General features: G+C 62.9%; 21 protein-coding genes. 13 read left to right on the forward strand and 8 right to left on the reverse strand.

What is annotated here, in order from left to right; translation table 11 throughout:
- Positions 1–14 precede the first annotated feature (14 nt).
- Together phaR and proS are read left to right on the forward strand one after the other, a co-directional pair.
- Positions 15–590, forward strand: a complete 576-nt coding sequence (gene phaR / locus A7A77_RS08800) for a polyhydroxyalkanoate synthesis repressor PhaR (protein WP_066556570.1) — start codon at positions 15–17, stop codon at positions 588–590.
- Positions 591–720: 130 nt separating this feature from the next.
- Positions 721–2,265, forward strand: a complete 1,545-nt coding sequence (gene proS, locus A7A77_RS08805; RefSeq protein WP_066556369.1) for a proline--tRNA ligase — start codon at positions 721–723, stop codon at positions 2,263–2,265.
- Positions 2,266–2,344: 79 nt separating this feature from the next.
- Here the strand turns inward: proS and A7A77_RS08810 are convergent, their stop codons facing one another.
- A complete protein-coding gene (locus tag A7A77_RS08810) occupies positions 2,345–4,363 on the reverse strand; it encodes a M3 family metallopeptidase (RefSeq protein WP_066556371.1) in 2,019 nt (672 codons plus the stop codon).
- Between the two features lie 164 nt (positions 4,364–4,527).
- Between A7A77_RS08810 and rnr the strand changes: the two genes are divergently transcribed.
- Complete coding sequence (rnr, locus tag A7A77_RS08815) at positions 4,528–6,906, forward strand: ribonuclease R (RefSeq protein WP_066556574.1); 2,379 nt, start codon at positions 4,528–4,530, stop codon at positions 6,904–6,906.
- A gap of 15 nt (positions 6,907–6,921) precedes the next feature.
- Here the strand turns inward: rnr and A7A77_RS08820 are convergent, their stop codons facing one another.
- Entirely contained in the window at positions 6,922–7,377 is a 456-nt protein-coding gene (locus A7A77_RS08820; RefSeq protein ID WP_066556373.1) for a universal stress protein, read from the reverse strand.
- A 160-nt stretch (positions 7,378–7,537) separates the two neighbouring features.
- Here A7A77_RS08820 and A7A77_RS08825 point away from each other — a divergent pair, with 160 nt between their 5' ends.
- The 4 genes from A7A77_RS08825 to arsB are packed head-to-tail and all read left to right on the forward strand — an operon-like array spanning position 7,538 to position 11,721.
- Positions 7,538–8,812 carry a pyruvate dehydrogenase complex dihydrolipoamide acetyltransferase gene (locus A7A77_RS08825; RefSeq protein ID WP_066556374.1) on the forward strand — a complete coding sequence of 425 codons (1,275 nt, stop codon included), beginning with the start codon at positions 7,538–7,540 and terminating at the stop codon, positions 8,810–8,812.
- Positions 8,812–9,216: an acyl-CoA thioesterase gene (locus A7A77_RS08830; protein WP_066556376.1), complete on the forward strand. Its 405-nt coding sequence runs from the start codon at positions 8,812–8,814 to the stop codon at positions 9,214–9,216. The genes A7A77_RS08825 and A7A77_RS08830 overlap by 1 nt, the downstream gene beginning before the upstream one ends.
- Positions 9,217–9,219: 3 nt before the next feature.
- Positions 9,220–10,635, forward strand: a complete 1,416-nt coding sequence (gene lpdA, locus A7A77_RS08835) for a dihydrolipoyl dehydrogenase (protein WP_066556378.1) — start codon at positions 9,220–9,222, stop codon at positions 10,633–10,635.
- 27 nt (positions 10,636–10,662) lie between these two features.
- On the forward strand, positions 10,663–11,721 hold the full coding sequence (arsB, locus tag A7A77_RS08840) for an ACR3 family arsenite efflux transporter (protein ID WP_066556381.1): 1,059 nt from the start codon (positions 10,663–10,665) through the stop codon (positions 11,719–11,721).
- A gap of 16 nt (positions 11,722–11,737) precedes the next feature.
- Here arsB and A7A77_RS08845 read toward each other — a convergent pair whose 3' ends face one another.
- A complete protein-coding gene (locus A7A77_RS08845; protein WP_066556383.1) occupies positions 11,738–12,412 on the reverse strand; it encodes a prolyl hydroxylase family protein in 675 nt (224 codons plus the stop codon).
- 98 nt (positions 12,413–12,510) lie between these two features.
- On the opposite strand from A7A77_RS08845, the gene A7A77_RS08850 reads away from it, so the two are divergent.
- Complete coding sequence (locus A7A77_RS08850) at positions 12,511–13,068, forward strand: cytochrome b (RefSeq protein ID WP_066556385.1); 558 nt, start codon at positions 12,511–12,513, stop codon at positions 13,066–13,068.
- Positions 13,069–13,141: 73 nt separating this feature from the next.
- On the opposite strand, the gene A7A77_RS08855 is transcribed toward A7A77_RS08850, so the two are convergent.
- The 5 genes from A7A77_RS08855 to trhO form a co-directional block, all read right to left on the reverse strand.
- On the reverse strand, positions 13,142–14,086 hold the full coding sequence (locus A7A77_RS08855; RefSeq protein ID WP_245638440.1) for an RcnB family protein: 945 nt from the start codon (positions 14,084–14,086) through the stop codon (positions 13,142–13,144).
- Positions 14,087–14,274: 188 nt separating this feature from the next.
- On the reverse strand, positions 14,275–15,948 hold the full coding sequence (ettA, locus tag A7A77_RS08860) for an energy-dependent translational throttle protein EttA (RefSeq protein ID WP_066556389.1): 1,674 nt from the start codon (positions 15,946–15,948) through the stop codon (positions 14,275–14,277).
- A 153-nt stretch (positions 15,949–16,101) separates the two neighbouring features.
- The gene (locus tag A7A77_RS08865) at positions 16,102–16,620 is read right to left on the reverse strand and encodes a superoxide dismutase family protein (protein ID WP_066556391.1); all 519 of its coding nucleotides are present in this window, start codon (positions 16,618–16,620) and stop codon (positions 16,102–16,104) included.
- A gap of 92 nt (positions 16,621–16,712) precedes the next feature.
- Positions 16,713–17,339 (reverse strand): glutathione S-transferase, encoded by a 627-nt coding sequence (locus tag A7A77_RS08870; protein ID WP_156500487.1) that lies wholly within the window; start codon positions 17,337–17,339, stop codon positions 16,713–16,715.
- On the reverse strand, positions 17,336–18,307 hold the full coding sequence (gene trhO, locus A7A77_RS08875) for an oxygen-dependent tRNA uridine(34) hydroxylase TrhO (RefSeq protein ID WP_156500488.1): 972 nt from the start codon (positions 18,305–18,307) through the stop codon (positions 17,336–17,338). The genes A7A77_RS08870 and trhO overlap by 4 nt, the downstream gene beginning before the upstream one ends.
- Positions 18,308–18,577: 270 nt before the next feature.
- On the opposite strand from trhO, the gene A7A77_RS08880 reads away from it, so the two are divergent.
- The 5 genes from A7A77_RS08880 to A7A77_RS08900 all read left to right on the forward strand — a co-directional run bounded on the left by A7A77_RS08880 (position 18,578) and on the right by A7A77_RS08900 (position 23,930).
- A complete protein-coding gene (locus A7A77_RS08880; RefSeq protein ID WP_066556578.1) occupies positions 18,578–20,413 on the forward strand; it encodes a DEAD/DEAH box helicase in 1,836 nt (611 codons plus the stop codon).
- Positions 20,414–20,418: 5 nt separating this feature from the next.
- Complete coding sequence (locus A7A77_RS08885) at positions 20,419–20,871, forward strand: YaiI/YqxD family protein (RefSeq protein ID WP_066556576.1); 453 nt, start codon at positions 20,419–20,421, stop codon at positions 20,869–20,871.
- A gap of 96 nt (positions 20,872–20,967) precedes the next feature.
- The gene (locus A7A77_RS08890; protein WP_066556399.1) at positions 20,968–21,720 is read left to right on the forward strand and encodes a methyltransferase domain-containing protein; all 753 of its coding nucleotides are present in this window, start codon (positions 20,968–20,970) and stop codon (positions 21,718–21,720) included.
- A gap of 60 nt (positions 21,721–21,780) precedes the next feature.
- Positions 21,781–22,851: a type III polyketide synthase gene (locus A7A77_RS08895; RefSeq protein ID WP_066556579.1), complete on the forward strand. Its 1,071-nt coding sequence runs from the start codon at positions 21,781–21,783 to the stop codon at positions 22,849–22,851.
- Positions 22,848–23,930, forward strand: a complete 1,083-nt coding sequence (locus A7A77_RS08900) for an NAD(P)/FAD-dependent oxidoreductase (RefSeq protein WP_066556401.1) — start codon at positions 22,848–22,850, stop codon at positions 23,928–23,930. Before A7A77_RS08895 ends, A7A77_RS08900 begins: the two co-directional genes overlap by 4 nt.
- The last annotated feature ends 81 nt before the right edge of the window (positions 23,931–24,011 follow it).

Here is a 24,011-nt window from a genome sequence, read left to right on the forward strand (position 1 = left end):
GGCGCGGGATATCTGTGGCTGATTCCGAAAAGAGCGATGATGTCATCATCATCAAGAAGTACGCCAACCGGCGCCTCTACAATACGGATTCTTCCAGTTACATCACGCTGGATCACCTGGCGGAAATGACGCGGCAGGGCGTCGATTTTCAGGTGATCGACGCGAAGAGCGGCGCGGATATCACGCACCAGATCCTGACCCAGATCATCATGGACGAAGAGGCCGGCGGTTCGCAGATGCTGCCGGTCAGCTTCCTGCGCGACCTGATCGGCATGTACGGCAATTCGATGCAGTCGATGATTCCCCATTACCTCGAAATGTCGATGCAGCATTTCCGCGACAACCAGCTGAAAATGCGCAAGGCGCTGGAAGACAGCCTCGGCACCAATCCGCTGGCCAAGCTGGCCCAGCAGAACATGGCGATGTTTCAGGCTGCAACGGAAGCGTTCATGTCCGGACGTCCCGGCGCTGCGGGTTCGCCTGCGGCCGCAGAGCCGGAAGCGGCCGGGGAAAAGGGTGAGGAAGAGCTCGACCTGCTGCGCAAACAGATGGCCGAGATGCAGAAGCAGCTCGACAAGCTCGCCAAGTAGCGCGTCGCCACTTCACAAGTTTGCCCGTAGAGCATAGGGGCAATCCACAAGAAAGACGGGGTGGCCCATCGGCTGCCCCGCTCTCGCGTTCAGGCCGCGGGTCGGCCCATCAACAAGGCAGGCAGTCCCCGTGTCCAATTCCAAGATCCGTCACGCCCTAGACATCACGCGCGAAGCCGATTTCGCGGCCTGGTACCAGGCTGTCGTCACGCAGGCTGACATGGCCGAGGAATCGGGCGTTCGCGGCTGCATGGTGATCAAGCCGTGGGGCTGGGGCATTTGGGAACGCATCCAGCGGGTGCTGGACGACGAGATCAAGGCAACGGGGCATGAAAACTGCTATTTCCCGCTGTTCATCCCGCTGTCCTATTTCGCCAAGGAAGCCGAACACGTCGAAGGTTTCGCCAAGGAAATGGCGGTCGTCACGCACCACCGGCTGAAGGCCGAGGATGGCGGACTTGTCGTTGATCCCGAGGCAAAGCTGGAAGAGCCGCTCGTCGTTCGTCCCACGTCAGAAACTGTGATCGGTCAGGCTATGAGCCGCTGGGTCCAGTCTTGGCGCGATCTGCCGCTGCTGATGAACCAGTGGGCCAATGTCGTGCGCTGGGAAATGCGCACGCGCATGTTCCTGCGCACCAGTGAGTTCCTCTGGCAGGAAGGCCATACCGCGCACGCCGACCGCGATGACGCGATGGTCGAAACGCTCAAGATGCTGGAAGTCTATCGTGCCTTTGCCGAAGACGTGCTGGCGATGCCGGTGATCGCGGGCGAAAAGCCGGAGAACGAGCGTTTTCCCGGCGCCGTCGCAACCTATTCGATCGAGGCAATGATGCAGGACGGCAAGGCGCTGCAGGCAGGCACCTCGCATTACCTTGGCACTGGCTTCGCCGAAGCGGCGGACATCCGGTATCAGGATCAGGAAGGTCAGCAGACGCTGTGCCACACGACAAGCTGGGGCGTTTCCACCCGCCTGATCGGCGGCGTGATCATGACGCATGGCGACGATGACGGGTTGCGTGTGCCGCCCCGCATTGCGCCGCACCAGATCGTGATCCTGCCGATGCTGCGCGGCGCTGATGGCGATGCAGAGATTCTGGATTACTGTGAAAAGCTGCGCATAGGCCTTCTGGAACAGAACGCGTTCCGCGAACCGGTTCGCGTGCTGCTGGACAGCAAGCCGGGCAAGGTTGCGCAAAAACGGTGGGACTGGGTGCGCAAGGGTGCGCCGATCATCGTGGAAGTTGGCCCGCGCGACATGGAAAACGGCAAGGTTGCCGTTCTGCGCCGCGATCACCTGTGGCGCGAAGATGGCAAGACCGACTTCGAGTTTCAGGTGCGTGACGATTTCGTGTTCTGTGCTGCGGGGGTTCTGGAGGACATCCAGACAAACCTGTTCGAACAGGCGAAGAAGCGCCGCGACGACAATATCCGTCGTGACATCAAAGACTTCGATGGCCTTGCCGCGCACTTCGCCGATGGCGTCGCCAAGCCGGGCTGGGTCGAGCTGGCATGGTCCCGCCCGACCGGTGCCGCTCTGGATGCAGTCGTCGAAAAGCTGAAGACGTTGAAGCTGACCATCCGCAACACGCCGATGCAGGAAGACAAGCCGGAAGCGGACTGCTTCTTCACCGGCGATGACGCGGTCGAGACGATCTACGTCGCCCGCGCCTACTGATTGGTCGACATAGGCCATGAAGCCGCGCTGGCCGCGATTCCGGCCGGCGGGGCATCAATGATGGGCTTGCTGAGGGGCCTTATTCGCTCTCGGCAGCTATTTTCATGTGCTCGCGATAGGCATCCAGAGAGACCGGACGGCCAAGGAAATCGGCGACCAGATCAGCTGCGGGTTTCGACCCGCCGGGTGCCAGCACGCGTTCGCGGTAGGCCTTTGCAGTGGCAACATCGCCCAGTCCGGCTGCCTGAAAGCGGGTGAACATGTCCTTCGCGACGACGTTCGACCACATGTAGGTGTAGTACCCTGCGGCATAGCCGTTGAGGTGCCCCCACGCCGCCGGATTGTGCGTGTTGTCCGGAATACCGATCAGGTCATAGGCCTCGACCTTTTCGCGATAGGTCGCATCGATGTCTTCGGACAGCGGCAGGCGGTGATATGCCAGCGATGCGTTCGAATAGCCAAGCTGGCGCGTGAAGAAGTAGCCTTGGTTGAAATAACGCGCACGATCCATCTTTGCGACGAGTTCGCGCGGGATCACTTCGCCTTTCTCGTTTTTCGCAAAAGTGGCGAGCGTGTCGTAATCATACATCCACTCTTCCAGCATTTGCGACGGGGCTTCCACGAAGTCCCATTCCACGCCCATCATATTGGTGCCGTAATAGTCCACGTTACCGAACAGCATGTGCAGCAAGTGCCCGAATTCGTGGAAGAACGTGTCCACTGAATCGTGCATCATCAGGCCGGTTTCATACCCGCCCTTGGGCAGGTTCATGACCAGTGCGGCGACCGGAACGGACTTGCCCGGAATGGCGGCGCGGATCGGGATTGCGTTGCCGTGCTTGTACTTGCCGTCGCGCGGATGGCTGTCGAGATAGAAACGGCCGATGACCTTTCCGTTCTCGCTGATTTCGTAGGCTTCCGCATCTTCGTGCCACAGGGGCGTTTCCCACGGCGTGATTTTCACGCCGAACAGGCGTTCGGTCAGCGCGAATGTGCCGTCGCGGGTATTTTCGTAGGTGAAGTACTGACGCACCTCCTGTGCATCCAGCTGGTAGTCCTGTTCCTTCACCTGTTCCATCAGCCAGTTGTTGTCGAAGCTGCGGTACAGCGTCTTGCCCGGGCGCAACTTGTCCAGCAGCGCCTGCTTGCGATCGTATTCCGCCTTTGCCGCCGGGGCAGCGGCGGCGGCCATGTCCTCGATCAGGGCCTGCACCTTGTCCGGCGTGTCGACCATGCGGTTCTTCAGCATGAGTGCGGCATAGTCGGGATAGCCCATAACTTCGGCCAGTTCCTGCCGCTTGGCGAACAGCTGCTTCAGCAGATCGTTGTTTTCAGGATAGGCGCGCGAGAAATAGGCGCGGGCCAGCCGCTCGCGAAGCGCATCGTTGTCGGCAAAGCTGACGACGGGAACGTAATCGGGATAGTCGGTCGTCAGCGTGACAAGCCCGCTGGCGTCGGCGGGGTGGGCGTCGATGAAATCCTGAGGCAGGCCGGTGAGTTCGGACGGCAGCGCCGTGATCGACTTTCCGCTCTCGGCGATGTTCTTGTCGAATTCGGCGCCGATTTTGGAAATCTCGTCGTTGAGCTCTTTCACTTTGGCGCGCTTGTCGGCGTCGAGGGCAACACCGCTCAGTTCGAAATCGCGAACAGTGTTGGAAAGGTAGAACTGCGTCTCCGCATCGGCGGCGGAGCCATCGACTGCGGCAATCCGGTCATAGAGCGGGCGGGAGAGCGACATGCGGTTTGCGGCTTCCTCGATCCGCACCTCGCAGTCCGAAGCGGCATCGCGTTCCTCGGCCGTGGTCAGCACTTCGCGGTAAAGCGCGAATTCACCCGAAGCACCGCCAAGCAGCGCCGACATCTTGTCGAAGGGGAGGAGCGTGTTTTCGATTGTTGCTTTGCCCTTGGCCTTGGCAAGAGCCGAGAACTGCTTGTCGAATGCGGTCAGGTAACTGTCGCAGCGCGCGGTCAATGCGTTCGGTCCGCCTGGCTGCGCCAGAAGGTCGTTGCCAAGCGCCGGCGCGTATTGCTGCGCAGCGGCAGGTGCCGCGAGGGCAGTGGCGGAAAGCAGGGCGGCAGCGGCGAATTTGAAAGCCATCGAGCGTCAGAAACCTCTATCTGGTAAATTATGAAACCATCTAACGCCCCATTCGGCGCGCGGCAATGCCCAAGTTTCCTAGCAGTTGTGCGGTTTCCGGTCCGTGAACAGCCGCTTTGCCTTTGCACCTTGCGCAAGTGCGCCCGCGCGCTCACATGACGCACATGGCCAAACCGACACAGCGCCCGCGCGGCGTGCCGACCAAACCGGGCCTGCCCAGCAAGGAGCAGGTCATGGATTTCATCCGCAATTCCGACGTTCCCGCCGGCAAGCGCGAAATCGCGCGCGCCTTCGGCCTGAAGGGACAAGAGAAGATCGCGCTGAAGGCCTTGTTGAAGGACATGGCCGAAGAAGGTCTGATTGACGGCAACCGCACCGCCTTTCACCAGATGGGCGGCGTGCCCAAGGTTACCGTGCTGCGCGTGGTCGATATCGACGAGGGCGAGGCGATCGCCATTCCCGATGCCTGGCAGCCCGAAGACGCGGTGCCGCCGCCGCGCGTTCGCCTGATCGAGAGCAAGGGTAAGGGGAAGGCGCGGCAGATGCCGGCCCTTCGCAAGGGCGACAGGGTTCTGGCCCGCACGGAAGAAACCGGCACCGGCTATATCGGCCATCCGATGAAGAAGCTGCCGCAGACGCACGAAAGCCTGATGGGCGTGGTGGAAATCGACGGCAGCGGAAAGGGCTGGCTCGCGCCTATCGAGAAATCAGTGCGATCCTCGCTGCCCATTGCCGATCTTGGCGGGGCGGAAAAAGGCCAACTGGTGCTGGCGGAGGCGGCGGGCCGTTCGCCGCGTTCGGGCGTGAAAGTGGTGGAGGTGCTGGGCGATCCACTCGCGCCCAAGTCGTACTCGCTGATCGCGATCCACAAGCATGGCATCCCGCACTTCTTCTCGTCCGAGACGCTGGCCGAGGCTGCGGCGGTGGCGAAACTGCCGCTGAGCGAGGAGAAGCGGCAGGACCTGCGCGACCTTCCCATCGTTGCCATCGATCCGGCAGACGCACGCGATCACGACGATGCGATCTGGGCCGCGCCGGACAAGGAGGGCGGTTACGACGCCGTCGTCGCGATTGCCGATGTCAGTTACTACGTCAGGCCCGGCGGGGAGCTTGACCGGGAGGCGAGGAAGCGCGGCAACTCTGTCTACTTTCCCGATCGCGTTGTGCCGATGCTACCCGAAGTGTTGTCGGCCGATGTCTGCTCGCTGCGCGAGAACGAGGACAGGGCCGCGATGGTTTGCCACCTCAACATCTCCCGCGAAGGCAGGATCACGCGGTGGGATGTGAAGCGGGCCATCGTCCGCATCCATCACAATATCGCTTACGAGGATGCGCAGGCGATTGCCGACGCCGGTTTCCCCGCAGCGCAAATGTCTGCCGCCGATGCGATGGCGCCGACCGGTGCGCCGACTCCGGGCGCGGAGGCACCCGATCGCAGCCTGTTGCATCTGTGGGACGCGTGGAAGCTGCTGGCCAAGGCGCGGGAGGAGCGCGATCCGCTCGATCTCGACCTGCCGGAACGGCGCGTCATGCTGGACGAGAAGGGGCGGATCACCGAAGTTGCGGTTCGCGAACGGCTTGATGCGCACAAGGTAGTCGAGGAGTTCATGATCGCGGCCAATGTCGCGGCGGCAAAAGCGCTGGAGGCCAAGGCCGCACCGGTGGTGTACCGCGTACACGAGCCGCCCAGCCGCGAAAAGCTGATGGCGCTCAAGGACTATCTCGCGACGATGGATCGCAAGCTGGCGCTGGGGCAGGTGATCACACCCAGCCTGTTCAATCGCCTGATCAAGGATGTGTCTGACGAGGCCGAGAAGGCGCTGGTGATGGAGCAGGTGCTGCGCAGCCAGACTCAGGCCTATTACGGGCCGCGCAATGCCGGACATTTCGGTCTGGCGCTCGGTTCCTATGCGCATTTCACGTCACCGATCCGCCGTTACTCCGACTTGCTGGTCCATCGCGCGCTGGTCGAGGCCTATGGGCTGGAACAGCCGCGCCCTGCCGATCATGCGATACCGGCAGCAACGGGCCTTTCGGATCGCGATCGCGCCTCGCTCGACCGCGTGACAGAGGCGATCAGCCAGACCGAGCGGCGGGCGATGGAAGCAGAGCGCGACACCATCGACCGCTATGTCGCCGCGTGGCTTGCCGGCAAGGTCGGAGAGACGTTCGACACGCGCGTCACCGGCGTCCAGAAATTCGGCCTGTTCGCCACAATCCTCGGTTTTGGCGGAGACGGGCTGGTGCCGGTGTCGGTGCTGGGCGATGAACGTTTCTATTACGACGACAGGGCGCAAGTGCTGCGCGGGGAGCATTCGGGCACGGAGTACCGTTCGGGCGACCGGCTGAAGCTGCGGCTAGCCGAAGCCAACCCGCTGACGGGTGCGTTGAAGTTCGAACCGCCGGAATTCGAAGGCCGGATCGAGCCACGCGGCGGGCGGCCGCAGAAGAAATCCGGCCCGCGCAAGCAGAACAAGACCGGATATATGCAGGGCAAACGGGGCAGGCCGGGCAATATCCGGCACAAGGGCGGCAAGCGCTGAGCGCTTGCCGGCCGGTCAGCTGATCGCGTCGATCTGTTCGTCGCTAAGGCTGCCGGGAACGATCATCAGCGGGCAGGGGAGCTGCCCCGCGCGCTGTCCGGCAAAGTGGCTGACAAGCGGGCCGGGCGTCCCTTCGGATGCTGCGCCCAGCACCAGCGCGGCGACTTCGCCATGTTCGGCAAGGTAGTCCGCCACGACTTTCGCGCCGTCGCCCACCTTGACCGAGATCGCGGGCATTCGCCCGCTTTCGTTCAGCAGGCTGCCGGCGGCGGCCATGACCAGCACTTCGGCGCGGCTTTTCGCCTCCGCCTCGATCGTGGCCTGCACCCCGCCGAACGCCACGAACTGCTGTTTGGGAACCAGCGCGATGATGTGAACGGCGCCCTGCGTCTTGGCCGCGCGACGTGATGCGAAGCGCAAGGCAACCCGCGCCTCCGGCGTTTCGTCCATGATTACGAGGTAGACGCGCATTCGCGGCGGTTATCCCACAAGTTTCCCGATCCCGGCGGGACGTTGCGCGATGCATGCGCATTAAGCAAGAAAAAGCACACCGCAGCGTCTTGACCAGCCTGCCCATGCTGCGCCAAACCGCAATTGAAAAAACAACTCCCTCACGACGTCAAGGATACCGATGGCGATCCAACTGAAAATGCCCGCGCTTTCCCCCACTATGGAGGAAGGCACTCTTGCCAAGTGGCTGGTTAAAAAGGGCGATAAGATCGAACCGGGCGATATCATCGCCGAAATTGAAACCGACAAGGCGACGATGGAATTCGAATCCATCGACGAAGGCGTGATCGCGGACATCGCGATCGACGCCGGAACGGAAGGCGTGAAAGTCGGCACCGTGATCGCGACGCTTGCCGAGGAAGGCGAGGATGCCGACGCGGTTGCCAGCGCACCGGCATCAGCCCCCGCCGCCAAGGAAGTGGCTGAGAAGCCTGCCGAAACTCCGGCAAAGGAAGCGGCACCCGCATCTGCGGCAGCCCCTGCGAAAGCGGCACCTGCTGCCAGCGGCGACCGCGTGATCGCATCCCCGCTTGCGCGCCGCATCGCTGCCGAACGCAACGTCGACCTGACGGCGATTTCCGGCAGCGGCCCGCGCGGACGTATCGTGAAGGCGGACGTCGTCGGTGCAGAATCGACCGGCAAACCGGCGGCTGCCCCTGCGGCCTCCGCACCGGCTCCGGCTGCCGTTGCGGCGCAGGATTTCGGCATTCCGCACACGGTGGAAAAGCTGTCGATGATGCGCAAAACGATCGCGCGTCGCCTGACCGAATCGAAGCAGCAGGTTCCGCATATCTACCTTACGGTCGATATCCGGCTCGACGCGCTGCTCAAGCTGCGTGCGGAATTGAACGACAGTCTCGCGTCTTCCGGCGTGAAGCTTTCGGTGAACGACCTGCTGATCAAGGCGCTTGCCAGGTCGCTGATCGCGGTCCCTTCGTGCAACGTGCAGTTCGCCGGCGACCAGTTGCTCAGCTTCAGCCGCGCCGACATTTCGGTTGCCGTCTCGATCCCCGCCGGCTTGATCACGCCCATCGTTGTCGATGCGGGTGACAAGACGGTGTCGAAGATCTCTACCGAAATGAAGGATCTTGCGACCCGCGCCCGCGACGGCAAGTTGCAGCCGCATGAATTCCAGGGCGGCACGGCCAGCCTGTCGAACATGGGCATGTACGGCATCAAGCAGTTTGAGGCGGTCATCAACCCGCCGCAGGGCATGATCATGGCGATCGGCGCTGGCGAAAAGCGCCCCTATGTCATCGATGACAGCCTGCAGATCGCATCGGTCATGTCCGCAACCGGCAGCTTCGACCACCGTGCCATCGACGGTGCGGACGGTGCCCAGCTGATGCAGGTGTTCAAGGACCTGATCGAAAAGCCGATGGGGCTGCTGGCCTGATGGTGCAGGTGGCGGGAGATCCCGTCATCCGCGTCACCGCCATGCCAGCCGACACGAACCCCTATGGCGGGGTGTTCGGCGGTTGGCTGATGAGCCAGATGGCGCTTGGGGCGGGTTCGCTCGCCTCACGCCATGCAAACGGCACGGCGGTCGTCATCGGGGCGACGGATTTCCGCTTTCCCGGCGCGATGGACGTGGGCGACGAACTCTCGATCTATGCGGATATCGCGAAAGAGGGCCGAACCTCTCTGAATATCGAGGTGCGCGGCATCGCGCGCGAACGTAACAGTGAAGCCACGAAAGAAGTGTGTAGCGGCAGTTTCACATTCGTGGTGATTGATGAAACAGGGCGCCCGCGCGCGGTGAAAGACCGCCCGGCGCCGAATACTGGGCAGGAGCTTTGAACAATGTCGGCAAGCTATGACGTGATCGTCCTTGGTTCGGGCCCCGGTGGTTATGTCGCCGCGATCCGTTTGGCGCAGCTGGGGCTGAAGACCGCGATCGTGGAGCGGGAACTGCTTGGCGGCATCTGCCTCAACTGGGGCTGCATCCCGACCAAGGCGCTGCTGCGTTCGGCAGAGATCAAGCATTTCGCGGAACATGCGAGCGACTACGGCCTGAAGATCGCCGGTAAGATCGAGGCGGATCTCGATGCTGTCGTCAAGCGTAGCCGCGGCGTTGCCAAGCAGCTGAACGCGGGTGTCACGCACCTGATGAAGAAGAACAAGATCACGGTCCACATGGGTGAGGGGACGCTGAAATCCGCCACCAGCGTGGAAGTGAAGGGCGAGAAGGGCGCCGAGACGATTTCGGCCAAGCACGTCATCGTCGCCACCGGCGCCCGCGCCCGCGAACTGCCGTTTGCGAAGGCGGATGGCAACAAGATCTGGACTTATCGCCACGCGATGACGCCCAAGGAAATGCCGACCAAGCTGCTCGTCATGGGATCGGGCGCAATCGGCATCGAGTTTGCCAGCTTCTACAACGACATGGGTGCGGACGTGACCGTGGTCGAAATGCTGGACCGTATCGTTCCTGTCGAGGACAAGGACGTATCGGCCTTCCTTGAAAAGGCACTGACCAAGCAGGGCATGAAAATTATGACCGGCGCCGGTGTCGAGGCGATCGAGACCAGTGTCAAGGGCGTGAAGGCCAAGATCAAGGGCAAGGACGGCAAGGTTGCCGAACACGAGTTCAGCCATGTGATTTCGGCGGTCGGCATCGTGCCCAACACAGAGAATGTGGGGCTGGAAGCAGTCGGCGCGAAGCTGGACCGCGGCTTCATCCAGATCGACGATTACGGCCGCACCGGCGTGAAGGGACTGTGGGCCATCGGCGATTGCACCCCCGGACCGTGGCTGGCGCACAAGGCGAGCCACGAGGGTGTTACCGCTGCCGAAGCGATCGCGCAGGAAATGGGCAACAAGGACGTCCACCCGCACGGGCTTGACCGCAACAACATCCCGGGCTGCACTTATTGCCACCCGCAGATCGCCAGTGTCGGCATGACGGAGGAGAAGGCGAAGGAGGCCGGCTACACGGTGAAGGCGGGCACGTTCCCGTTCATCGGCAACGGCAAGGCGATTGCGCTGGGCGAGCCGGAAGGGTTCGTGAAGACGGTGTTCGACGCCAAGACCGGCGAACTGCTGGGCGCGCACATGATCGGCGCTGAAGTGACCGAGATGATCCAGGGCTATGTCGTCGGCAAGACGCTGGAGACGACCGAGGCCGAACTGATGCAGACGGTCTTCCCGCACCCCACGATCAGCGAATCCATGCATGAAAGCGTGCTGGCTGCTTACGGTCGGGCGATCCATATCTGACGATCACGCCCGCCGCAGGCTGACGCCATGAACGGCTCCGCGCCAGCAGTATCGCCGCTCGGCATGTTCGAGCGGTATCTGTCGCTATGGGTGTTTCTGGCGATCCTTGCCGGGATCGCCCTCGGCCTCGTCGCGCCCGGTGCTGTCGGGTTGTTGGCGGGGCTGGAGTATGCCTCCGTCAATCTGGTCGTCGCGGTGCTGATCTGGGCGATGATCTACCCGATGATGGTCGGCGTGGATTTCGCCAGCGTGCGCGGGATCGGTCGCAAGCCCAAGGGATTGATCGTGACGCTGGTCGTGAACTGGCTGGTCAAGCCGTTCACGATGGCGGCGCTGGCCGTCCTGTTCTTCGAATACCTCTACGCCGGCTGGCTTTCGGGGGCGGAGGCGGATCAGTACATTGCGGGTCTTATCCTGCTGGGCGCGGCGCCGTGCACGGCCATGGTCTTCGTCTGGTCGCAACTGACGCGGGGCGATCCGGCCTATACGCTGGTACAGGTCTCGGTGAACGATCTCGTCATGATCGTGGCCTTTGCGCCCATCGTCGCCCTTCTGCTGGGCGTGACCGACATCGTCGTGCCGTGGGAGACATTGCTGCTCTCCGTCATCCTCTATGTCGTTATCCCGCTTGTGGCAGGGGCGTTCACGCGGCGACGGGTTATCGCTGTCCATGGCGGCGACGAGGCATCGGTCGATGCTTTCACCGCGCGGCTGAAGCCGTGGTCGATCATCGGCCTGTTGGCCACGGTTGTGCTGTTGTTCGCGTTTCAGGCGCGGACGATCGTTTCCAATCCGCTGCTGATCGTCCTGATCGCAATTCCGATCATCATCCAGTCCTATGGTATCTTCGCGATCGCTTATGGCGCGGCGAAGGCGTGGAAGATCCCGCACGATATCGCGGCACCCTGCGCGCTGATCGGAACGTCCAATTTCTTCGAGCTTGCCGTGGCCGTGGCAATCGGCCTGTTCGGACTGTCCAGCGGGGCGGCGCTGGCAACGGTGGTCGGCGTGCTGGTCGAAGTGCCTGTGATGCTGTCGCTCGTCGCTTATGCCAACCGCACCCGTTCCAGCTTTCCGGCCGGGTGAGCCGCCGACCGCAGCATCAGTACCAGGGGCGGGCGCGATACCAGCGCGTTACCACGTACTTCACGCCCGCAATCACCGGCGTTCCGGCGTGTAGCGTATCCATGTTGACCCGCCCGTCGTCTTTCGCATTGCTCCACGCAACCAGCGTCCCCTGCTGCGGGGGGATCGCGATCTGTGCCTTGGGAAATTCGGTGGCGCCGCCTGCCTCCACGTCGTTCAGGTAGACCATCAGCGTCCACGCCCGCTGGCCGCCCAAGGCGACTTCGCCCTTCCAGTACGGGGCGCCGGTATCGAACCAGTCGTGGTGGGCCTTGAACTCCTGCCCCACGGCATAACGCTGGCCCTGCATCGTTTCGCCCCAGTTTTCCTCAACCCCCATCAGGTCGTCCATGCGCCGGTGCAATGTCCGCACGAACGGATCGAGGGGGTCGAGATCGCCGGAATAGCTGGTGCGTGCGGCCTTGCCATAGTCGACATCGAAAACGGGCGACGGGCGCGCGCATTTGTCGATCATCCGCATCAGTCTCTCGCATTCGTCTTCGGAGAAGAAATCGGGAATGCCGAAGAGTTGCAGGCCATCGTCCATAAGAACCTGCACCGCATCGTCCGATCGCAGGCGACCGAGCACTGCGCGATTCATCGCTGCGATTTCCTTGCGGTTCTTTTCGTCTGTGCGTCCGGTCTTGGCCATGGTGCCTGTACTGCTACGATAAGTTGTTTGTCGGGATGACAATGTGTTTGTAGTGTTCCCGTCGGGGACAAGCTCTGGGAAAGGCTAAGCACACCGACATGGCAACAATCAACACCCCGCAGGCACGCTACTCTACAGGGGCGATAATCCTGCACTGGCTGATCGCGATCGCGGTCATCGTGAACTGGCGACTGGCAGAGGCAGCCGAGGGGCTGGAACGCCCGGCCGCTGCTGTCTACATGGACCCGCACAAGGCGATCGGGATGATCGTTCTGGTCTTGACGGTCGCCCGCCTGGCGTGGCGCTACATGAACCCGCCGCCGCCCATGGACCCCGGCTATGCAGCCTGGGAACGTTACCTTGCAAAGGCGGTGCACGGTATCTTCTATTTCCTGCTGCTGGCACTGCCGCTGGGTGGCTGGTTCGCATCGTCGTCATTCGGCATGGGTATAGACATTTTCGGCCTGTTCACCGTGCCGGCGCTGCCGGTGGCGGAGAACCCTGCGCTGGGTAAATCGGTGTTCGAGCTTCACCACACGGGGGGTGTGATCATGATCCTTCTGGTGGGCCTGCATATCGCAGGTGCATTGAAGCACCAGTTTCTGGACAAGAATAACGAACTGGGCCGGATGATTCCCGGTTTGGGCAAGCGTTAGGCCACATGGGAAAACGGCCCCCCAAGCATGCTCGGGGGGCCGTTCCTTCCGGCTAAGGTCTGCGACCCTGACCTTACCAGAAGAAGTCGTAGATCACGTCGACCACTTCGCCGGAGTACATGTCGACGAGAAGGACATCGTCATAGTACCGGACCCAGCGATAGGGGCCGTAGACTTCCGGCAGGCGATAGCGCCACGGATCGTCGATCCAGTACCGCGAACTGTAGAACAGCGAGCCTAGCGTGAAACCGATCGTCAGGCGGCGATAACGATAGTCGCGATAGGGCGAGTGGTAATGGCCGATGCGATAGATGCTGCGGTTGTGACTGCGATAACGGTACCAGTCGTAGCGGTTGTTGTCGCGCCACCGGCGATCCCAGTTTCGGTGATCGCGATAGCGGCTGCCGTCGCGGTCCCGATATCGGCTTCCGTCACGGTCTCGGTAGCGGTCACGATCCCGGTCGCGATAGGCCGTGCGATCACGGTCGGAATAGCGCGTGTCGCGATCCCGATCGCGGTAGCTGTCGTTCCTGTCCCGATCATTGTAGCTGCGGGCACGATCACGGCGGCTATCCCGCTCGCGGGTGCTATCCCGATCTGCCGTACGCCATGTCCGGTCGCCACCGCTGCGGATGCGATCATTGCTGGCCCTGTCGTTGGACGAACGATCGGAACGATTCCAGTCGCGGCCCGAACGCGTTTCAGCGGTCTGGCTGCGGTTGTCGGACCGATTCCAGTCGCGCCCCGAACGCTCGCTCGATCGCGGTTCGGACCGGGTCTCGGTGCGCTCTGCCCGCTGTTCTGTGCGTTCTGCGCGCTGTTGACGGATGCGCGGCGTGCGATCCGAACGGCTTTGCGCGCGTTGTTCCCGCATATTGCCTCGGCGGCTGTCACGGTCGGCCAGGCCCGCTTCGCCGGTCGGCATGGCAATGCTGCCTGCGGTGCTGGTCTGGATTTGTGCTGCCTGCGCAATCGGTGCGCCGGCCAGCATAGTGGTGGCAAGGATTAACCCTGTCACCGATTTCAAGGTCTGGACCCTTTTCATAAATACTCTCCACACGGAAGCGCTGGCTAGCGCTCTCTCGGTCGCTGTGAAGGTATCTACATGTATCCGTCTGTCGCGCCCCTGAACCGGGCTGCAGACCGCCGTTCATGTTTTTTGCAGTTTACATGAACGGCAGTCTGGTCGGTGCTGACGTGGCGTTATCAGCGGGTCAGTTTCTTGTAGGCAAGGCGGGTCGGACGATCGGCCGCATCGCCAAGGCGGCGGCGCTTGTCTTCCTCGTAAGCCTCGAAGTTGCCTTCGAACCATTCGACATGGCTGTCGCCCTCGAACGCGAGGATATGGGTCGCCAGACGATCGAGGAAGAAGCGGTCGTGCGAGATAACCACGGCGCAACCGGCGAAATTCTCGATCGCGTCTTCCAGCGCGCCCAGCGTTTCGACGTCGAGGTCGTTGGTCGGTTCGTCGAGCAGGAGGACGTTGCCACCCTCCTTCAGCATCTTGGCCATGTGGACGCGGTTGCGTTCACCGCCCGACAGCTTGCCGACGTTCTTCTGCTGGTCCTGCCCCTTGAAGTTGAACGCACCGACATAGGCGCGCGTCGACATGTCCTGTCCGTTGACCTTCATGTAGTCGAGGCCGTCGGAGATTTCCTGCCAGACGTTGTTCTTGGGGTTCAGGTGATCGCGGCTCTGGTCGACATAGCCGAGGTGCACGGTCTGGCCGATTTCGACGGTGCCGCTGTCCGGCTGTTCCTTGCCGGTGATGATCTTGAACAGCGTGGACTTACCCGCGCCGTTCGGACCGATCACGCCGACGATGCCGCCCGGCGGCAGCATGAATGACAGGTTCTCGAACAGGAGCTTGTCGCCATAGGCCTTGGAGATGTTCTTGGCCTCGATCACCTTGCCGCCAAGGCGCTCGGGCACCTGGATGACGATCTGGGCCTTGCCGACCTGGCGGTTGTCCTGGCTGTTCTGCAGTTCCTCGAACTTGCGGATACGGGCCTTCGACTTGGTCTGGCGCGCGGCGGGGGTCTGGCGGATCCACTCCAGTTCGCGCGACAGGGCTTTCTGCTTGCCCGATTCCTCGCGGCTTTCCTGCTCCAGACGCTTGGCCTTCTTCTCCAGATAGGTCGAGTAGTTGCCTTCGTACGGATAGTACGAACCGCGGTCGAGTTCGAGAATCCAGCCCACCACGTTGTCGAGGAAGTAACGGTCGTGGGTGATCATCAGGACGGCGCCGGCATATTCCTTGAGGTGGTTTTCAAGCCACTGCACGGATTCGGCGTCGAGGTGGTTGGTCGGTTCGTCGAGCAGCAGGATCGACGGCTTCTGGATGAGCAGGCGGGTCAGCGCCACGCGGCGCTTTTCACCGCCCGACAGATCGGTAACGGGCCAGTCACCCGGCGGGCAGCGCAGCGCTTCCATCGCGACTTCGAGCTGGTTGTCCAGCGTCCAGCCGTCGACGGCGTCGATCTTGTCCTGCAGCTCGCTCATCTCCGCGCCCAGCGCGTCGAAGTCGGCGTCTTCCTCGGCCATTTCCATGCCGATCTGGTTGAAGCGGTCGACCATGTCGGCGATGTCGCGCGCGCCATCCTTGACGTTTTCGAGAACGGTCTTGCTCTCGTCGAGCTCCGGCTCCTGCTCCAGATAGCCGACGGTGATGTTCTCGCCCGGCCAGGCCTCACCCGTGAAGTCGGTGTCGACGCCGGCCATGATCTTGATCAGCGTCGACTTACCCGCGCCGTTGGGGCCGACGATGCCGATCTTGGCACCCTGGTAGAACTGCAGGTTGATGTTGGAGAGCACCGGCTTCTGCGCGCCGGGGAAAGTCTTCGTCATGTTCTTCATGACGTATGCGTACTGGGCGGCCATCTGTCGTCCTTTGCGGGCGGTATCACGGGTTTTCGGAATTTGCCGCGCAGATAGGGGCAATGGCCGCTACGGGCAAGCCACTTGCCGGAAGAACGGGCGACGAATGCGTCACTGGCGGGAGGTGCATCGCAAGTCCCGCCAGTGATAACCGGATCAGCGGGCGGTGAAAACGCCGCAGGCCAGCCGGGCGCCGGCATTGCCGGTGGGCTGGCTCTTGTAGTCGTCGGGGTCGGCATGGATGATGAAGGCCGCGCCATCGCCGTCCATCAGCCCTTCGAACGTGCCGTTCGACGTTCCGGTCAGCGTGCCGGTGCCGTCTGCGGCGATGACGAGGTTCGACAAGTCACCGGCATGGGGATGCGGCGCTTCGCTGAGCGTGCCGTGGTTGGTGTTGTCGGGGTTCCAGTGCCCGCCCGCGCTGGTAAAGTCGGCGGCTGAGCAATCGCCCTTGGTGTGGATGTGTGCACCATGCGTGCCGGCCGGCAGGCCGCGGGCAGCGACGGCGACGGCAAGGCCGACCGGCGTTTGCGTGGCTGTCGCAGTGCCGACGATGTTGCCTGACGTGTCCTTCAGCGTGGCGGTGGCGATTTGCGGATCGACTTCGCCGGTCGTGGCGCAACCCGCCAGAAGGGCCGGGCCGAGAAGGGCGAGTGGGACAGATCGTAGGGTCATGAAGGCTCCTGCTGTTGATGTGGCGGATGATCGTGGCAGTTGCGCCGCAGCGCAAGGGCCGAGCGGACAATTCGCCTTCTTGCGGCGTTCGGTTACCCTTCGAAGAAAACCGGATCGTCGCCTTCGTTCCATGGGCGGACCCGAACCATGATTGCGTTGAAAAGGTCGGACGACAGGTGTGCGGCAAGCCACGCCTGCAACTTCGGCAGGGCGAGGGCGTCGAACCACTCGCGATCGACAGCGGCGAACTGTCGTACGAACGGGACGATTGCCGCGTCGGTCAGGCCCATGCCCTGCCCGCCGAGCTGTGGCGAGCGTTCCAGCCGGTCCTCCAGTTCACGCAGATAGGCAAGGCCGCTTTCACGGTGCAGGTCTGCGTCGGAGCCATGACGCTCCGGATATTTGAAGCGGTCGAGATCGTGTTTGAACGGCCCGTCGTTGCGCGCAATCAGGGCCGCGTCTTCCCGCCCCAGCCAACCATCGGGATCGCTGCGTTCCAATGCCCAGTGCATGATGTCGAGGCTTTCCTCGATCACCGTGCCATCCTGAAGCACGAGTACCGGCACCGTGCCCTTGGGCGATGCGGCAAGCATGGCATCGGGCTTTTGCGACAGCTTCACTTCGCGAAGTTCGCAGCGGATGCCGCTGATCGCGAGAGCCAGCCGCGCACGCATGGCATAAGGGCAGCGGCGGAAACTGTAGAGTACCGGATCGGTCACTGCGGCTCCCGCCGTTCGGCCAACCGCGCACCAACGTGAACCCCGCCCCGTGCCGCTGCCAGCATCTCCTGCTTCTGCCTCTCGCGATAGGCTGCGCGCTGTTGGTCGGTACGCTCGTCGTGACAGGCGGCGCAGCTGACCCCGTCCTCGAACATGGGAGAGGTTTTGTCTTCCTCCGTAATCGGGCGGCGGCAGGCGCGGCATAGTTCGTATTGGCCCTGAACAAGTCCGTGGCCGACAGTCACGCGTTCGTCGAAGACGAAGCATTCGCCCTGCCACATGCTTTCGTCCTCCGGCACGGTTTCAAGGTATTTCAGGATGCCGCCCTTCAGGTGGAAGACCTCCTCTATGCCCTCCTGCTTCAGGAACGCGGTGGACTTCTCGCAGCGGATGCCGCCGGTGCAGAACATGGCCACTTTCGGCGGCTTGGCAGTGTTCAGCAGCTTTTCCCGCGCGCTGCGGAACCATGCGGGAAAATCGCGGAACGTGGCCGTCTTCGGGTCGATCGCGCCCGCGAACGTGCCCACTGCCACTTCGTAATCGTTGCGTGTGTCGATCACGATCGTATCGGGATCGCTGATCAATGCGTTCCAGTCCTGCGGATCGACATAAGTGCCGACGCTGGCGCGCGGATCGATGCCGGGTTCGCCCATGGTGACGATTTCGCGCTTCAGCCTGACTTTCGTGCGGTGGAACGGCATCTGTTCCGCGTGCGAGAATTTCACGTCGAGTTCGGCGCAGCCGGGAAGTGCACGGATATGGCCCAGCACGGCGGCGATTCCTTCCGGATTGCCCGCGATGGTGCCGTTGATCCCTTCGGCGGCGAGCAGGAGAGTGCCGCGCACACCATGATCAAGGCATTGGCGTTCCAGCGGTTCGCGAAGATCCTGATGATCCTCGAACGGCGTGAATCGGTACAGGGCGGCAACAAGGATCGGGCCGTCGCCGGATGGGGTATCAGTCTGCATGACCGGCCCCATAGCGCCCCGCTGCACGCGCGTCAGCCTCTCCGTTAACGGGCGTCCTTCGCACAGCTGCCTAACGGCAAAAAAGCGCTACGGAAAAAGAATGCAAGCCAAATGCGCCCGGGCGCTGTATGGGCGCGCCACGGCCCGTGCTGCAATCGGTTTTGCGCGCGGTAATCAGGTCCCGACAGGCGCACAGCTCGCCCAGACCGGTATCGTTTATAAAATTCGCCTTTCGCCGCGCCGATGCGGCCGGCCAGACGTGTGAGCATGATGACCTTTTCCAATCTTCCGCCCATCTTTGCAGAGGCGCTGACCGAACGTGGCTACGAAGCCCCCACCGACGTCCAGTCGGCAGTGCTTGCACCCGAAGCAGCCGGACGCGACCTGATCGTTTCGGCGCAGACCGGTTCGGGCAAGACAGTCGCTTTCGGCCTCGCCTTCATCGAAAATCTGCTGGATGAGGCGGGTTTCCTGCCGACTGCGGAGACGCCGCTGGCACTTATCATCGCGCCGACGCGCGAACTGGCCCTTCAGGTCAGCCGCGAACTGGCGTGGCTTTACGGCAAAGCCGCGGCGCGGATTTCGACGTGCGTCGGCGGGATGGACGCTTCGAAGGAGAGGCGCAGCCTCAATCGCGGCGCGCACATCGTCGTCGGTACGCCGGGCCGTTTGCGCGATCACCTTGAACGCGGGGCGCTCGACCTGTCCTCCCTTCGCGTTGCCGTGCTGGACGAAGCGGACGAGATGCTCGACATGGGCTTTCGCGAGGATCTGGAAGAAATCCTCGACGCAACGCCCGATGTGCGGCGCACGCTGCTCTTTTCGGCCACCATGCCGAAACAGATCGTCGCGCTGGCCAGCCGCTACCAGAACGATGCCCTGCGTATTTCAACGGTCGGTTCGGAACGCGGCCATGGCGACATCGCCTATCAGGCCGTGACCGTTGCACCGGCAGAGATCGAGGCAGCCGTCGTCAACCTGTTGCGTTTCCACGAAGCCGAAACCGCGATCCTTTTCTGCGCCACGCGTGACAATGTCCGCCACCTTCACGCGACTTTGCAGGAACGCGGCTTTGCTGTCGTCGCGCTGTCGGGCGAGCATTCGCAGTCGGAACGCAACCACGCGCTTCAGGCGCTGCGCGACCGGCGGGCGCGCGTTTGCGTGGCGACGGACGTTGCTGCGCGCGGTATCGACCTGCCGACGCTGAGCCTTGTCGTGCATGTCGAAATTCCGCGCGATGCCGAAACGCTGCAGCACCGTTCGGGGCGCACAGGCCGTGCTGGCAAGAAGGGGACTGCGGTCATCGTCGTGCCCTATCCGCGCCGCCGCCGCGTGGAATCGATGCTGCGCGGTGCGCGGATCGAGGCGGAATGGATCGGCGCGCCCAGCCGCGAGGCGATCCGTGAAAAGGATCGCGAACGCTTGCTCTCGATCCTGCTCCAGCCGGCCGAGGTTGACGAGGAAGACCGTGAGCTGGCCCGCCAGCTGCTTGCAGAGCGTTCGGCAGAGGACATCGCCGCAAGCCTCGTACGCGCGCACCGCGCCTCCATGCCGGAGCCGGAGGAGATGATCGAGAACACGCCAGAAGCTAGGCGCGCGGCCCAGAAAGAGCGGCACCGCCCCGGTTTCGAAGACGTGGCGTGGTTCCGCCTCGACATCGGTCGTCGCCAGAACGCCGACCCACGCTGGATCCTGCCGCTGCTTTGCAGGCGCGGCCACATCACCCGCAACGAAGTGGGCGCGATCCGCATCGGCATGCACGAAACGCATTTCCAGGTACCGACCGAGCTTGCCGCGAAGTTCAGCGCGACCTTGCAGCGCACCGCAGGCGAGGAAGGGACCGCCGAAGGCGTCCTGATCGAACCGTCGGACGGCCCGCGCGAAGGTGCGCACGAACATCGCGAGAGCAGGGGGCCGCGCAACAGCAACAACGCACGCGGGCCGGAGCATCCGCCGCGCCACCGGGCAAAGCCCTACAAGCCGGGCGGAGCGAAGGGGAAGGGCAAGCCGGAAGGCGCCTTCAAGGGCAAGCCGGAAGGTGGTTTCAAGGGAAAGCCCAAGCCCGGTTTCAAGGGTAAGCCGAAGGGGCGCAACGGACGCCCTTGATGGCCTTGCGCGTTCTCGTCGACGCCGATGCCTGTCCGGTGAAGGAGGAGATCTACAAGGTCTGTTTCCGCCACAAGGTGCCGGTAACGATCGTGAGCAACAGCTGGCTGCGCGTGCCGGATCACGCGCTGGTCGATCGCGTAGTGGTGAGCGACGGTTTCGATGCCGCGGACGACTGGATCGCAGACCAGTCCGCGCCCGGATGTATCGTGGTGACGGCAGATATCCTGCTGGCCGACCGCTGTCTGAAGGCAGGAACTGTCGTGCTTGCTCCGAACGGAAAGCCTTTCACCGCCAATTCCATCGGCAGCGCCATCGCCACGCGCGCGATCATGGCCGACCTTCGCGCCGGCGGTGAACAAATCGGCGGCCCGCCGCCCTTCGGCAAAGCGGACCGTTCCGCGTTCCTGCAGGCGCTGGACCGTGAAATCGTGAAGCTGGCCAAAGCTGTTCGCTGAAATCGGGCCAAGTTGGTCGGAGAAACTCTGCTGTCATTTCCGGGTTGATGGTATCGTTGGTCGGACTACGAATTAACCCGGCCATCGGAGCAGATCATGCGATTGCTTGCAGAGCGTGCACGCCGGGAAGAGCAGATGGACGATCCGGCCATTGCTCCCGAAATATATGCGCACGTTCTTGCCGATCTTGCGCGGGTCAACCGTTGGACGCTGACGGCTCGGCCAACGCTACGGTTTTTGAAGCAAGCGACACGCGGGCTCTCGCGGTTCAGTCTGCTCGACGTTGGCTTCGGGCATGGCGATATGTTGCGATCCATCGCGCGGTGGGCACATAGGCGCGCGATCGCATGTGACCTGGTCGGCGTCGACCTCAACCCGCTTAGCGCGGCGGTCGCGCGCGAGGCCAGCGCCGGACAGCCGGAAATCGACTTCCGGACGGGCGACTATCGCCTGCAGCCCGAGCGCTTCGACTTCATCATCTCAAGCCAGGTCGGTCACCATATGACGTCTGACCAGTTGCGGGCTTTCCTGCAATTCATGGAGAGCCAAGCCCTGCGCGGATGGCTGTTGAGCGATCTCGACAGGCACGTGATTTCGTACCTCGGTTTCCCCCTGCTTGCGCGCCTGATGCGTGTCCACCGTATCGTTCGGGAGGACGGGACGCTCTCCATCGCCCGCTCGATCCGGGCGAGCGAATGGCCCGCGATCCTGACCGATGCCGGCATCGATCTCGGCGTCGTTCGCGTGCAGCGTCATATGCCCTTTCGCATATCCGTGGAACGTCACTTTCCGCCCACGTCAGATCTGGCTCGACAGGGTTGGGGAGAAAATGTGCGCCGATTTGAATGAACTGGTAGAAGATCGGATTCGAGCGCGCGGTTGGCGGTGCCGGGAAGGATCGAAACAGTCATGACCCAGCCAGTCGCACATGTTCATGCCATCGGGACGGCCGTGCCGGGCAATGACGTTCATCGTGCCCACCTTGAATGGGCGACGTCGCAATTGGCAGACCGGCGCGATCGCAGTCTGTTTTCGCGTATGGCCGAACGTTCGGGCATCGATCATCGCTGGTCCGTACTGCCTTGCGACCAATTCGGGTCATCTCCCGTCGATCCCGGCGGTTTCTACGACGGCGGATCATTCCCCTCGACCGGGCAGCGCATGCAGGTCTACGCCCGCGAAGCGCCAGACCTTGCGATGGCGGCCATCGCGGATCTTGAACGGCAGGTTCCTCTGTCCGGCATTACCCACATCGTCGTTGCCAGTTGCACCGGTTTCGTGGCGCCGGGGATCGACCAGATCATTGCCGCGCGGCTTGGTCTCGATCCCGGAGTGGAGCGCACGCTCATCGGCTTCATGGGCTGCTATGCCGCGGTTTCGGCGTTGCGCGCGGCGCATTACATCGCGCGTTGCGATGCCGGTGCGCGTGTGCTTGTCGTCACGGTGGAGCTTTGCTCGCTGCATCTCGTCGCTTCTCACGACATGAAGGTGCTGCTGGGCGCCATGCAATTCGGGGATGGCGCGGCGGCGGCGCTGGTTAGTGCGAAGCCTTCGGGAGTCCGGCTTGAGAGCTTCTTGCCCACTACCTTGCCTGACAGTGCGGACCTTATCCAGTGGACGATCGGCGATACCGGGTTCGAGATGGTCCTGTCAGGCGAAGTTCCACATCGCATCGCGCAAGGGCTTGGCGACACGACGTTGCGCGATCGTCTGATCCGGGGGTGCGATCCCGCAGCGCTCGCATGGGCAGTCCATCCCGGCGGGAAGTCCATACTGGACGCAGTGGAGCATGCGCTGGATCTGGCGCCTGACAGGCTGGCGCCTTCGCGATCCGTGCTGGCGCGATTTGGCAACATGAGTTCGACAACGCTGCTTTTCGTCCTTGCCGAACTGATGGCCGATCCCGGATGGGAGAAGGGGGTGGCGATGGCGTTCGGCCCCGGCATGGCGGCGGAAACCTTTGCTTTCGGTCGTCCATGAAAAACACCCCGCCCATCGTGATCGGCGGGGGGCCGGCAGGGGCGGCTGCGGCGATCTTGCTTGGCCGGGCCGGAGCATATCCCGTCGTCTATGAACGCCGCGAAAGCGTTGGCGATGCTCTGTGCGGCGGATTCCTGAGTTGGACGACACTGCGCCGTCTGGGGGAACTCGGGGTTTCCGGCGAAGCTCTCGGCGGTCACATCGTACACACCCTGCGCCTTACGGCGGGGCAACAGGCGTGGCGAATGGCGCTGCCGGAATCCGGAATGGGCGTTTCGCGGCTGCGCCTCGACAGCATGCTGCTTGCCCGTGCGGAGGGGGTGGGTGCGGAAATCAGGCGGGCAACAGTTCGCTACGAAGACGGCACCTTTCAACTGCCCGACGGGCAAGCGATTGAAGCCGACAGCATCTTCCTTGCCACCGGCAAGCACGACATGCGGGGCCTGCCCCGTTCGCGCGCCGCTGCGAAAGGCGATCCGTTTCTTGGCCTGCGTATGCGTTTCGCGGCGAAGCCGGAACTGCGTGAACAGCTTTCGGGGGCGATCGAGATGCACCTGTTTCCCAAGGGATACGCCGGTCTAGTCCTGCACGAGGGGGGCTTTGCAAACCTGTGCATGGCCGTTCGCAAGAGCAGGTTGGCCCAGGCGGGTGGATCGCCGGAAAGGCTTCTTGCGCAACTGGCCGAAGGGGACACGCCATTGGCCCGGCGCATTGCTGCGCTGCCGACGCAGGAGTGCATGGATGCAATCGGCCATGTCCCCTACGGCTGGCGTGCGGTCGAGACGCAGCCGGGCCTGTTCCGACTCGGCGATCAGGCGGGAGTCATCCCCTCGCTAGCAGGTGAAGGCATTGGCATCGCACTCGTCAGCGCCAGGCTGGCGACCGACGCCTGGATAAGTGATGGACCGGTCGCAGCGGAAGCGTTCCAGCGGGCCTTTGCGGCAAGGCTCCGTTCACGGCTTGCGTTTGCCGGGGCGATCAGCGGCATCGCCACCAGCCGCCACGTCGCTCCGTTGTTTGGAATCGTGGCGTCGATTCCCGGTCTGGCCCGTCTCATGGGGAATCTGACGCGAATATGATGCTGCTTGTCAGGCGAAAGAGCAGTCAGCCGCCCGTTCTGTCTGATTCACGCAGATCGATGCCCGTTCGCCCAAAAAAAG

This window comes from Croceicoccus bisphenolivorans (genome assembly GCF_001634625.1).
Lineage (GTDB): Bacteria > Pseudomonadota > Alphaproteobacteria > Sphingomonadales > Sphingomonadaceae > Croceicoccus > Croceicoccus bisphenolivorans.